The 12,707-nt window shown below is 46.8% G+C and carries 11 protein-coding genes and 2 rRNA genes; 9 read left to right on the top strand and 4 right to left on the bottom strand.

Annotated features, from left to right (window positions below):
* Positions 1-9: 9 nt before the first annotated feature.
* The 9 genes from fliS to SSED_RS00255 all read left to right on the top strand — a co-directional run bounded on the left by fliS (position 10) and on the right by SSED_RS00255 (position 5,681).
* Complete coding sequence (fliS, locus tag SSED_RS00295) at positions 10-390, top strand: flagellar export chaperone FliS (protein WP_012004194.1); 381 nt, start codon at positions 10-12, stop codon at positions 388-390.
* Positions 359-685: a hypothetical protein gene (locus SSED_RS00290; RefSeq protein WP_012004193.1), complete on the top strand. Its 327-nt coding sequence runs from the start codon at positions 359-361 to the stop codon at positions 683-685. The genes fliS and SSED_RS00290 overlap by 32 nt, the downstream gene beginning before the upstream one ends.
* A complete protein-coding gene (locus tag SSED_RS23570) occupies positions 675-1,826 on the top strand; it encodes a flagellar hook-length control protein FliK (RefSeq protein WP_012004192.1) in 1,152 nt (383 codons plus the stop codon). Before SSED_RS00290 ends, SSED_RS23570 begins: the two co-directional genes overlap by 11 nt.
* Positions 1,827-1,841: 15 nt before the next feature.
* Entirely contained in the window at positions 1,842-2,300 is a 459-nt protein-coding gene (locus tag SSED_RS00280; protein WP_012004191.1) for a flagellar basal body-associated FliL family protein, read from the top strand.
* 10 nt (positions 2,301-2,310) lie between these two features.
* Entirely contained in the window at positions 2,311-3,033 is a 723-nt protein-coding gene (locus SSED_RS00275; protein WP_012004190.1) for an RNA polymerase sigma factor FliA, read from the top strand.
* 15 nt (positions 3,034-3,048) lie between these two features.
* A complete protein-coding gene (gene motA, locus SSED_RS00270; protein WP_012004189.1) occupies positions 3,049-3,906 on the top strand; it encodes a flagellar motor stator protein MotA in 858 nt (285 codons plus the stop codon).
* A complete protein-coding gene (locus SSED_RS00265; RefSeq protein WP_012004188.1) occupies positions 3,906-4,916 on the top strand; it encodes a flagellar motor protein MotB in 1,011 nt (336 codons plus the stop codon). The genes motA and SSED_RS00265 overlap by 1 nt, the downstream gene beginning before the upstream one ends.
* Positions 4,913-5,329, top strand: a complete 417-nt coding sequence (locus tag SSED_RS00260; protein ID WP_012004187.1) for a PilZ domain-containing protein — start codon at positions 4,913-4,915, stop codon at positions 5,327-5,329. The genes SSED_RS00265 and SSED_RS00260 overlap by 4 nt, the downstream gene beginning before the upstream one ends.
* A gap of 67 nt (positions 5,330-5,396) precedes the next feature.
* The gene (locus SSED_RS00255) at positions 5,397-5,681 is read left to right on the top strand and encodes a hypothetical protein (RefSeq protein ID WP_041421467.1); all 285 of its coding nucleotides are present in this window, start codon (positions 5,397-5,399) and stop codon (positions 5,679-5,681) included.
* Between the two features lie 244 nt (positions 5,682-5,925).
* Here the strand turns inward: SSED_RS00255 and SSED_RS00250 are convergent, their stop codons facing one another.
* The 4 genes from SSED_RS00250 to SSED_RS00235 form a co-directional block, all read right to left on the bottom strand.
* Positions 5,926-8,325, bottom strand: coding sequence for a putative bifunctional diguanylate cyclase/phosphodiesterase (locus SSED_RS00250; protein ID WP_150104298.1), 2,400 nt, complete (start codon positions 8,323-8,325; stop codon positions 5,926-5,928).
* 729 nt (positions 8,326-9,054) lie between these two features.
* Entirely contained in the window at positions 9,055-9,363 is a 309-nt protein-coding gene (locus SSED_RS00245) for a hypothetical protein (protein WP_041421466.1), read from the bottom strand.
* A gap of 161 nt (positions 9,364-9,524) precedes the next feature.
* Positions 9,525-9,640: ribosomal RNA gene (rrf, locus tag SSED_RS00240) — 5S ribosomal RNA — on the bottom strand.
* Positions 9,641-9,777: 137 nt separating this feature from the next.
* Positions 9,778-12,673, bottom strand: a 23S ribosomal RNA gene (locus SSED_RS00235).
* Positions 12,674-12,707: the final 34 nt, after the last annotated feature.

Raw genomic sequence — 12,707 nt, 5'->3', positions numbered from 1 at the left:
ACTGAAATTATGTTGAATGAGCATGACCCCTTTAATGCATATAAACAGACCAGCCTCGATGCCAGGGCTGCAGCGGCGAATCCTCACGAGATGGTACGCATGTTACTCGATGGTCTTTTAGATGAGATAGAGCGGGCAAGCGGCTTTATGCAGAGGCGCAGTTTTGAGGATAAAGGTAAGAGTATTAATAAGTGCCTCAACATAGTACACGGGCTCGGATCTATGCTCGATTTAGAAAATGGCGGTGAAGTTGCCAGCGGGCTAAACCGCCTCTATGACTACTGCAGCCGTCAACTCGTTACCGCCAGTGTTGAAAATAACACTCAAGCTTTAGAACCCATTACCAAGGTAATTTCGAATGTCAGAGAAGGCTGGGCCAACCTCAATTGAACTGTGGAAGCGATTTGAAACGGCGCTGCAAGAGTATGCGAACGCTGAGGATTGGGACAAGGTGGTAAAGGTGAATGCATTGATGGTTCTGGCACTAAAAAAAGCAGGTAAACCGGCGACGAAATCACAACTCGTCGCCCGTAAAGCTCTGGCAACGACCCACGCAAACATACTGCAGAATCTGCATCAGAAAAAAGACAAGTTGCAGCAGGATATCCACCAATTTAAGGGGCAACAAGATGGCCTTGCCGCTTATCAACTCACCCGCTTAAGCGGAGAAATTAATGATATCTAATGTAATCGACTTAAGCTCGGGCATAGGTGGAACAAAAGACTCTTTGACAGGGACTAAGATCGCCAATTCGCAACAGGAAGAGCCAGGAACACAAGCCAGCTACTCAGCGTGTTCCGCCTCAAGCATCGCTGAACGGATACCTGAGCAAGAAGCGGCGATCGTATCTGACTTACCCCCGGTTGGGACATTGAACCTATTAATCTCACCCGCACAAACCCAGGTGTCAACGACCCAATCCGGTCAGACGTCACCCGGTCAATTCATGATATCCGGTGAATACCAGGCCTCACTCAACCCGTCAGGTGTTGAGACGCTTAATCGATTCTTACATTTAAGTAATGATCAGAATCAGACTGCGCCTCCCTTCGTCACATCGCCCCCCCTCCAGGGCGGAACTTACTCTGCTTCAGATGCAAGCAAAACGAGCGCTCATAACACAGCGCAAGTATCACAACTGCAGACACTGACAGGCAAAGCGAATGAAACACCGCTTTCACTGAATCAGACCCAAACATCTTCTCTGCCACTACCTGAGCAGCCGGGAGGTAAACATCCATTTTCCTCACAATTTAGTGCGAGCCTTTCCGGGGAAAGGAATGCCAACCTACACTTGCCATTAACCCTGGCAGAGTCTCGTCTATCCGATGTTAATGAGGCCGCTGTTCAGGTATTAGCCGGCGGCCATAGAACTCAGGCCCCCGTGAGTCAATGGGGTCCGGTACCCGTCACTTCAGCAGCACCATTAGCTCACCAGGCCCAAGAGATGCTTTCGCCATTACGGGAGCAGATCCGATTTCAGGTAGACCAACAGATAAAACAAGCGGAGCTGAGACTGGATCCTCCCGAACTCGGCAAAGTTGAGCTGAGTATTCGATTGGATGGAGACCGACTCCACATTCAGATGCATGCCGCAAACGCCTCCGTTAGAGACTCGCTTTTAATTGGGTTAGAGCGCTTACGTGCCGAACTCGCTATGGATCACGGCGGGCAGATAGATGTCGACATTAATCAGGGCAAACAGGAGCAGAGAGAGTCCTCTCCCGAAGCCTCCTCAATCTCACTGGCACGTGGCGATGAACCAGATAATCACAGTACAAAACATGACAGTCAACAGAGTAATCAAATCGATCTGTTAGCCTAATTTAGGAGCTTTAAAATGGCATTTGGTAATAGTAGCGTTAGCAAAAAATTTTCATTCACGTTTGTTATTCTTTTATGGAGCGCTGGAATATTTTGGGTCGGATGGCAATCACCAAGCATTATTGGCGGCCCATTTGTGACTCAGGAAAAAGAATCGAATACAGCAAAGTTTTATCCATTAGACCGATTTGTAATCTCCGTACCAGGAGACAAGTACCCCCACTATCTGCTGCTTGAGATGGCACTTAAAAGCAGCTCACCAAATGTAAGTCGTACTCTGAAGGAAGCCGATCCCCTCGTCAGAAATTCACTAATGAAGATGTTTTCCCGAAAACATTTTAACCAGCTCAATGACTCTCATCAGCTCGAAGCGCTCCAAAAAGAGGCGTTGGTCCTGCTTTCAGGGGTACTGTCCGACAACCATTACTCCATAGAACTCGAAGATGTGCTCTTCACTCGTATGGTTATTCAGTAAGGGGAATAGGATGAATTCGGGTCAATTAGCCTACCAGGAAGCAAGCGATGAGCAAGTCCCCAATAGACTCAGCGAAAATCAAGTGATGAGTCAATACCTGCCTCTTGTGAAGCGTTCTATCTCTCAGCTTAGAAGCCATTGTGGAACGGTACTCGCCATAGAAGATATGGAACAGATAGGAATGATGGCACTTCTCGAGTCATCACGCCGTTATCCGGGTGAATATGATAACGGGTTTATCTCCTATGCCGGTCAGCGTATTCGAGGAGCAATTCTTGATGAGTTAAGGCGTCAGGATTGGCGTCCCCGTCCCGTCAGACAACAAGCCCATGAGCTGAATGATACGGTTCGAAAGTTAACTCGTTTACTTGGGCGAGAGCCGAGTGATATCGAAGTGGCTGAGGCCATGGGGCTCAACAGAGAGGAATATAGAGAGCGCCTCTATGCCTCACAATCTGAATCGATGAAGAGTCTGGATGACATGTTGAGTGTCGGTGCTCACTTTCCCGATAAAACCAATGTCATTGAGCAATTTTCCGTCCAAAAGACATTAATCAAAGCAATATCCAAATTAAGTAAAAGAGAACAGCTAATTCTGTCGCTTTATTATCAACATGAACTCAATTTAAAAGAAATTGCAGGAACACTGGGATTAACTGAAACGCGGATTTGTCAGCTCCACAAGCAGGCAGTGAAACACCTTCAAGAGATCTATCAACAGTGGGAACGTTAGAGGCAGGAAAGCGCTATGAGTAAATTATTAGGATTATTAATTATTCTACTATCGGTATTTGGTGGTTATGTTTGGGCTGGCGGAAATTTAAGTTCATTATGGCAACCTGCTGAAATATTAATAATCTTCGGTGCAGGTGTCGGCTCTCTTATCATTGCCAATCCTAAAGCGGTACTTGCCGATATGTATGCTCAGTTACGTGAACTGCTTTCAGTCGAAAAGGAAGATCCTGAACTCTATCCCCAGCTCTTTGGACTAATGGGAATGTTAATGAGCCAAATCCAGTCACAGGGGCTGAGAGTACTCGATGAGCACGTAGAAAAGCCCAGAGAAAGCTCACTCTTTCTCATGTATCCAACGGTACTCGAACATCCCAATGTGCTGCAATTTTTAATCGATAATCTACGACTTCAGTCCATAGGCAAAATATCTCCACACGATCTGGAACATATCTTAGAGGAGGAGATCTACCGAATAGAGGAAGACAGGCTAAGACCAGCTCACGCCTTAGGCAGGATTGCTGAAGCGATGCCTGGCTTCGGTATCTTAGCCGCAGTCATGGGGATCATCATAACGATGTCCAACATCGATGGACCTATCACTATGATAGGGGTGAAAGTAGCAGCAGCGCTGGTAGGCACCTTTATCGGAATTTTTGCCTGCTACTGTCTATTTGAACCAACATCTAAGGCCCTGGAGCATTTAGTTGAACGCAAGTCAGCCCAGCTTCGCTGTGTTGCCGCCATGCTTACCGCATTTGCCAAAGGCAAGCCTCCCATGATTGCCATAGACGCCGGTAGAAAACAGATCCAAAGCGAAAACCGCCCCACATTTATCGAGCTTGAACGTTGGATGGTGGAGCAAAAGAGCTGATGGCGATTAAAAATGAACCTTTAATCATTAAGAGGCGAAAACGTCAGAAACGATCCGCGACACATGGCGGGGCGTGGAAAGTAGCGTTCGCAGATTTTACCCTCGCGATGATGGCCCTGTTTATGGTTTTGTGGATCTTACAAATTGCCGATCAGCAAGAACGAACCATGATAGTGCAATATCTTAATGGAGACATGTTTGCCTCTGGCTCAATAAATCCCTTCGACCTGAGCCAATCGCCATCCATGATCGATCTCCAGGGATCGATAGCATTGCAGCAAGCCATTATCCCAGCTACCGGAACCGGAGTAGAGAAAGCCGGGCCGGCAATACACAACCATATACCGGTTGGTGAGGATAACGCCAAAGCAGGCAGAGGGCCCGAGCTTAACTCATTAGTCCCTGGAAAATTTGAGACTCAGGCTCAACTCGAGTTTTTAGCCAGAGAGGTCGATAGTGTAATAACAGAGGTTAATCTCTCGGCAAATGTAGAAATTAAAGTCGTCCCTCAAGGCGTAAGAATACTGATCCACGATAACGTACATCAGTTTATGTTCACCAGAGGCAGCTCAAATATGAAGCCCTACTTTGAAGACCTGCTGATGGCACTCGGTCCATTATTAGGAGGGGTTGAAAATAAAATCAGCATCTCAGGACATACCGACTCCACCCCTTATGCCGGAAAAACATTCACCAATTGGGAGTTGTCGAGTAAGCGAGCCCTGTTAGCCAGACGCGTATTGGAATACGGTGGCGTAAAACGACATCAGATCATTCAAGTGACAGGTATGGCAGATCAATCTCCATATATCCAAAATGATCCGGCGGCGGCTGCAAATAGGCGAATAGAGATGTTGGTACTAACCACATCTGCAGAGAAACAGATTAGAGAGATGACTGGGTTACCAAAAGATGAAACGCCATCATCACCAAAACTAAAGCATGCTCAACAAACAGCCGAAGCGAATCAACCCAGGACTCGATATCCACAGCAGTGGGTAACCGAATGAGTCAATTTGATGAGTTTATTCCCACTGAAAATCATAGACAGCTAAAAGAGGAAAACCATGAGAACAGGCAACACGTAAGGTTAAGTTTAAGAAAGAGAGAAAATGAAAACTTAGCACTTGCCTGCGACGGTGTCACAGTCACCCTGTTACATAAAAACTGGCTACAGAGCCACAAGTTGGGTATCGCTAATATCAAAGATATTGGCTTCGGCGGCGTAGGTTTAATCACGGCTATATCTCTGGACAAAGGGCAAGAGGTCTACATAGATATTGATGGATATAGAATGTTAGTCAAAATCAGCCGAACAAAAACCATCAATAGTAAACTTAATTTTCTGGGTGCTCGTTGGATATCGACCGATGAAGAAAAGATTATCTCTATGATCAATAAAATTCAGCCAGCGTTGATTTAAACACGCCTCTCAGTTCTCCCAGGTAGGGAATCCAGATAACACATGATTATTGTATAGGGAGGTTACAATGACAACTCCACATAGGCGCAAGGGACCCGATGGTCTACAAAAAGCGTTTCTTTACCTGATTTTACTCGACTGGTTTATGCTCTTTTATGTAGCCACAGAAATGAGGCATATGACCTTCAGACACGGTGTATTAGCTTCATTTATGCTGACGGTGTTCAATCTGATCCTGATGAACCTCTGCTTTCGCCGTGCCAGACGCTCAGGCGACACTTACCTGCTATACCCTGTCATTGCAGGGGCGCTACTCTCGTTTATCTTGATGAGTTACTTTTTCTTTTTCTAATACCAATCGGTATAAGAAAGTGGTCAACTCAGAGTTATTTTTGGCTGCATAATTCAAGGCGAAAGAGTGAGGGAATGGTGATACCTTTTTAAACTCATTCAACACAGAAGTCGGCTGCCAAAAATACTCCTGAAAGGCGAGTTTTAGCACTTGCGATACGGCGTTAACGAGCTTAAACCTAGTTTAACTATGTTCCTCTCTCGCTGAGTGACCACGCCTTTATACCGATTGGTATAATAGCCAATTAACCAGCTGACTGAAGCGATAAATCCTTTCCGGATTTTACTGCACGTATAAAATTGTCGGCCGTTAATGGTCTATTAAACAGATAGCCCTGGAAAGTATCACAATCATGCTGCAATAAGAACTCATACTGCTGTTGAGTCTCGACTCCCTCGGCGACCACCTGCAAGTTCAGGCTATGAGCCATATTGATAATCGCTATCACGATCGAGTTAGAGGCATCGTTGACACCAATTTGACTCACAAAGGCGGCGTCTAGTTTTAGCCTGGAGAGAGGTAAACTCTGTAAATAGCTCAAAGAGCTATACCCGGTACCGAAATCATCGATAGCAATGGATATGCCAGCTTCTTTCAATACCTCCATGCGTTGTCGGATGATATCCAGATTTGTCAGCAGGGCATACTCTGTCAGTTCAAGCTCAATACTCCCTGCTCCGAGTCCCTGCTGACGGATAACGCCCAACAAGCTCTCGACGAAGTCATCGTGATTAAATTGTCTGGCACTCACATTTATGGCAATAGAGCCCAGCTCAACGTCCTCACCTTGAAGCCTTTTAATATATTGGCACGTCTCAGATAAAACCCAATGTCCAATATCCTGAATAAGTTCACTTCCTTCAGCAACCGGAATAAACGACGAGGGAGGGATATTGCCTTTTTCCGGATGCTGCCAGCGTAATAATGCCTCAGCACAAATAATTTCACCTTCGCGATCGACAATGGGCTGATAAACCAGTGAAAGCTGGTTCAATTCAATGGCATTTTTGAGCTCACTCTTGATAAGTAAACTATTTTGCGCCACCCGCTCCATATCAGCACTATAAACAACATGAGCGTCACGTCCCTGCTCTTTGGCTTGATGCATTGCCAAATCAGCATGTTGCAATACCTGTTCAGGATCGATATCTGACAACTTATCTAAAACACAGATACCCACACTGGCCGAAATGTTCAGGGTTTGATTATTGATATGAAAGCTTCGACCTATCATCTGCCTGATCTGGCTCGCAAGAGCCATAGTACGTCGCTTTGCGACACTCTGATCGTCAGATAGTCCTTGAGCAAGAATGACAAACTCATCGGCACTGAGTCTAGCGATCAGCGCATTGTTTGAAAAATAACTCGATAATCTTGCGGCAACTTGAATCAACAAGCGATCACCATGATGATGACCCAGAGCATCGTTGATCATCTTAAAATTATCAAGATCGATGACAAACAAGGCAACAGAACCTGATTGCTTCTGCTCTTTAATACGATAAAGCTCATCTAACAAGGCTCGTCGATTAGCCAGGTCAGTGAGAAGATCATGATTTATCTGATGCATGATGGCCTGCTGGTTTCTTACATCGTCAGATACATCCGTATGAGTGCCAATCATTCGAACAGGTCTACCTTTAGAATCCCAGTCGACGATCATCCCCCGGTCAAGCACCCAAATGTAATGACCTGACTTATGCTTTAGCCTGTGAACACTTTCAAATTCTTCCACTTCACCATTCAAATACTTGTGCAGGGTATTTAAAGCTTCTGCTTTATCTTCAGGATGAAGCATTGCCTGCCACGTCTTAAGCTCATCTTTTAGCTCATCAGAGTGATACCCCAGCATCTCTTTCCAGCGATCGGAGAGAAACACCTCATCGGTGATTAAATTCCAATCCCAGATACCATTTCTTGAAACTTCAACCGCAAATAGCCACCTTTGTTGACTATCATTCAACTGTTTCTCACTAAGTTGGAGTTTTTCGTAAAAACCGGAAAGGTGACTCTGAATAGCAGCAACTTCACTAAACAATGAGACTATTGGCTTATTAGAATCTTCAAGCTCTTCAGAACGAGCTCTGTTCGTTACAGCACTCGCTTGCAGGCTTAATGCCTTAAGTGGACGAACAAGGTAAAAGTGTAGCAGCACTAAAAAGATCATCAGCCCAAGTAGGTGTATTGCCGATGAGCGAATAGCACTACGCTGGACATCTTTGTTCACCGAATTTATCAGGGGGGCTATGTCATATTCTAAATAGATAAGGTCATGCAAATCGGAACTGTTTTCTTGAAATTTTATATCTAAAGGGTAATAGGCCTGTACCGCTAAGCGCTCAAGGTTTATTGCAATATACGGTCTATTGAGACTGGAAACTTGCTTATGAGTAACTGGATCATACCCATCAATTACATCCACCGCCTTGCTGTTCCGCCAAACGATATGGTTTGCGAACCGAATATTACTGGCTTGGTTGAGTATGGTATAAACCATGATATTGAAATCTGTTGCCGCGAGAGCAATCTCTTGCTCTATTCTGGCCGAGTCTTGGATAACTAACGCTGATTCTACAATATGCTGCATTTTTATCAGGTGCTGTTCAATACGTGTCACTTCACTCGCAATCGCTTCACGCTGCATTTCGCTTCGCTCATAGAAAAAATCGACACAAGTTAGGCAGCAGTATAGCGTGAGAGCAAAAATCGGAACGACAAAGACCAAAGAGGGTCGACTCAATTTCAACAAAAGCAAAATTACCCTGAGTGAATGACAAAATAGCACGCGTAAAGCTTATGCTAACGGTTATTCAGTGTATAGGCAAAAGCCTGAGAGATTAAAATTATAGGTAAATGTAAACATGAGAGTAATTGAACGATTTTATGGGTATTGAAGGTTCTAGCCAATAAACAATACCCATTCCCCCCGTAGGAGCGTGCTTCAGCCGCGAAGCTTGTATAACGAAATGAGCTATTCCCGGCTAAAGCCGGTCCTATACAATCGAACAATGCCCATTCCCCACGTAGGAGCGCGCTTTAGCCGCGAAGCTTATATGACGAAATGAGCCATTCCCGGCTAAAGCCGGTCCTACACAATCGAACAATGCCCATTCCCCACGTAGGAGCGCGCTTCAGCCGCGAAGCTTGTATAACGAAATGAGCTATTCCCGGCTAAAGCCGGTCCTACACAATCGAACAATGCACAGCCCCCACGTAGGAGCGCGCTTTAGCCGCGAAGCTTATATGACGAAATGAGCCATTCCCGGCTAAAGCCGGTCCTACACAATAGAACAATGCACATTCCCCACGTAGGAGCGCGCTTTAGCCGCGAAGCTTATATGACGAAATGACCCATTCCCGGCTAAAGCCGGTCCTACACAATCCAATGACACCCATTCCCCACGTAGGAGCGCGCTTTAGCCGCGAAGCTTGTATAACGCAATGAGCCATTCCCGGCTAAAGCTGGTCCTACACAATCGAACAATGCACAGCCCCCACGTAGGAGCGCTATAGCCGCGAAGCTTAAATGACGAAATGAGCGATTCTCGGCTAAAGCCGGTCCTACACAATCGAAGATGACAGAGCCGAGGGTGCAATTATCGAGAGCAAAACTAGCGACAAAGAGCAAAGGCGCCTTCAATGCCCAGCTTCGAGCAAAGCTCTCCGCGTTCAGCTCCAGCATCAAACTTCGTTTGATAAGCGCAGGGGCTTCACCCTACTATCACATGGATATGTGGCATGCTTCGCATGCACTATCTATGTCCCCATGTTCGAGTGGTCATCTTTCCAGACTAAAACGAAAAAAGCCCGTTGCGTTAGCAACGGGCTTTATCGTTATTAGGCGCCTGGAAATGACCTACTCTCACATGGGGAGACCCCACACTACCATCGGCGCGATTGCGTTTCACTTCTGAGTTCGGGATGGGATCAGGTGGGGCCACAATGCTATGGTTTCCAGACTAATTTGGTAAAATTTAGAAAGCTGTCTATCTAGAATCTTCTAAATAGCTCTTAAATAATTAAGTCACACTAAAATCAAGTACTGTATTCTTTTGAAGTAATCACACTAGCTTTATACAAAACCCATATGGGTTGTATGGTTAAGCCTCACGAGTCATTAGTACAGGTTAGCTCAACGCCTCACAACGCTTACACACCCTGCCTATCAACGTCCTAGTCTCGAACGGCTCTTTAGAGGAATTAAATTCCTAGGGATGACTCATCTTAGGACTCGCTTCCCGCTTAGATGCTTTCAGCGGTTATCGATTCCGAACGTAGCTACCGGGCAATGCTATTGGCATAACAACCCGAACACCAGCGGTTCGTCCACTCCGGTCCTCTCGTACTAGGAGCAGCTTCCTTCAATCATCCAACGCCCACGGCAGATAGGGACCGAACTGTCTCACGACGTTCTGAACCCAGCTCGCGTACCACTTTAAATGGCGAACAGCCATACCCTTGGGACCGACTTCAGCCCCAGGATGTGATGAGCCGACATCGAGGTGCCAAACACCGCCGTCGATATGAACTCTTGGGCGGTATCAGCCTGTTATCCCCGGCGTACCTTTTATCCGTTGAGCGATGGCCCTTCCATTCAGAACCACCGGATCACTATGACCTACTTTCGTACCTGCTCGACGTGTATGTCTCGCAGTTAAGCTGGCTTATGCCATTGCACTAACCGTACGATGTCCGACCGTACTTAGCCAACCTTCGTGCTCCTCCGTTACTCTTTGGGAGGAGACCGCCCCAGTCAAACTACCCACCAGGCACTGTCCTCAATCCCGATTCAGGGACCTGAGTTAGAACATCAAAGCTACAAGGGTGGTATTTCAAGGTTGACTCCAACAGAACTAGCGTCCCATCTTCAAAGTCTCCCACCTATCCTACACATGTAGGTTCAATGTTCAGTGCCAAGCTATAGTAAAGGTGCACGGGGTCTTTCCGTCTAGCCGCGGGTATACGGCATCTTCACCGCAATTTCAACTTCACTGAGTCTCGGCTGGAGACAGCGTGGCCATCATTACGCCATTCGTGCAGGTCGGAACTTACCCGACAAGGAATTTCGCTACCTTAGGACCGTTATAGTTACGGCCGCCGTTTACCGGGGCTTCGATCATGAGCTTCTCCGAAGATAACCCAATCAATTAACCTTCCGGCACCGGGCAGGCGTCATACCGTATACTTCCTCTTGCGAGTTTGCACAGTACTGTGTTTTTGATAAACAGTTGCAGCCACCTGGTATCTGCGACTCCCAACAGCTTAGAGAGCAAGTCTCATCACCGTCGGGAGCGTACCTTCTCCCGAAGTTACGGTACCATTTTGCCTAGTTCCTTCAGCCGAGTTCTCTCAAGCGCCTTGGTATTCTCTACCCAACCACCTGTGTCGGTTTGGGGTACGATTCCTGCTAACCTGAAGCTTAGAAGATTTTCCTGGAAGCATGGCATCAACTACTTCAGTCCCTTAGGACCTCGTCATCAACTCTCAGCCTTAATGTTCACCCGGATTTGCCTAAGTGAACAGCCTACAGTCTTAAACGCGGACAACCAACGCCGCGCTAGCCTAGCCTTCTCCGTCTCTCCATCGCAGTTAGCAGAAGTACGGGAATATTAACCCGTTTCCCATCGACTACGCCTTTCGGCCTCGCCTTAGGGGTCGACTCACCCTGCCCTGATTAACATTGGACAGGAACCCTTGGTCTTTCGGCGAGGGAGTTTTTCACTCCCTTTATCGTTACTCATGTCAGCATTCGCACTTCTGATACCTCCAGCGTGGGTTACCCCTTCGCCTTCAACGGCTTACAGAACGCTCCTCTACCGCTTGCTAGTAAACTAGCAAACCCATAGCTTCGGTGTATTGCTTAGCCCCGTTAAATCTTCCGCGCAGGCCGACTCGACTAGTGAGCTATTACGCTTTCTTTAAATGATGGCTGCTTCTAAGCCAACATCCTAGCTGTCTAAGCCTTCCCACATCGTTTCCCACTTAGCAATAACTTTGGGACCTTAGCTGATGGTCTGGGTTGTTTCCCTTTTCACGACGGACGTTAGCACCCGCCGTGTGTCTCCCGTATAGTACTCATTGGTATTCGGAGTTTGCAAAGGGTTGGTAAGTCGGGATGACCCCCTAGCCTTAACAGTGCTCTACCCCCAATGGTATTCGTACGAGGCGCTACCTAAATAGCTTTCGAGGAGAACCAGATATCTCCCGGTTTGATTGGCCTTTCACCCCCATCCACAAGTCATCCGCTCATTTTTCAACATAAGTCGGTTCGGTCCTCCAGTTGATGTTACTCAACCTTCAACCTGCCCATGGATAGATCACCGGGTTTCGGGTCTACACCTTGCAACTAAACGCGCAGTTAACACTCGGTTTCCCTACGGCTCCGCTATTCGCTTAACCTCGCTACAAAATGTAAGTCGCTGACCCATTATACAAAAGGTACGCAGTCACGGTCTCAAGAACCGCTCCCACTGCTTGTACGTATACGGTTTCAGGTTCTATTTCACTCCCCTCACAGGGGTTCTTTTCGCCTTTCCCTCACGGTACTGGTTCACTATCGGTCAGTCAGGAGTATTTAGCCTTGGAGGATGGTCCCCCCATGTTCAGACAAGATGTCACGTGTCCCGTCCTACTCGTTTTCACGTAAAGTTAGTTTTCATGTACGGGGCTATCACCCTGTGCCGCTGTGCTTTCCAACACATTCCACTAACACCCTCTACGCTTAAGGGCTAATCCCCGTTCGCTCGCCGCTACTAGGGGAATCTCGGTTGATTTCTTTTCCTCCGGGTACTTAGATGTTTCAGTTCCCCGGGTTTGCCTCACATACCTATGTATTCAGTATGTGATACTCACTTATGTGAGTGGGTTTCCCCATTCGGACATCGTTAGCTCAAATGCTTGTTACTAGCTCGCCAACGCTTTTCGCAAGTTACTACGTCCTTCATCGCCTCTGACTGCCAAGGCATCCACCGTATACGCTTAGTCACTTAACCATACAACCCAAATGAGTTTCATCTGTGTTGCATT

The organism is Shewanella sediminis HAW-EB3 (assembly GCF_000018025.1).
Lineage (GTDB): Bacteria > Pseudomonadota > Gammaproteobacteria > Enterobacterales > Shewanellaceae > Shewanella > Shewanella sediminis.
This window is presented reverse-complemented; position numbering and strand designations above follow the sequence as displayed.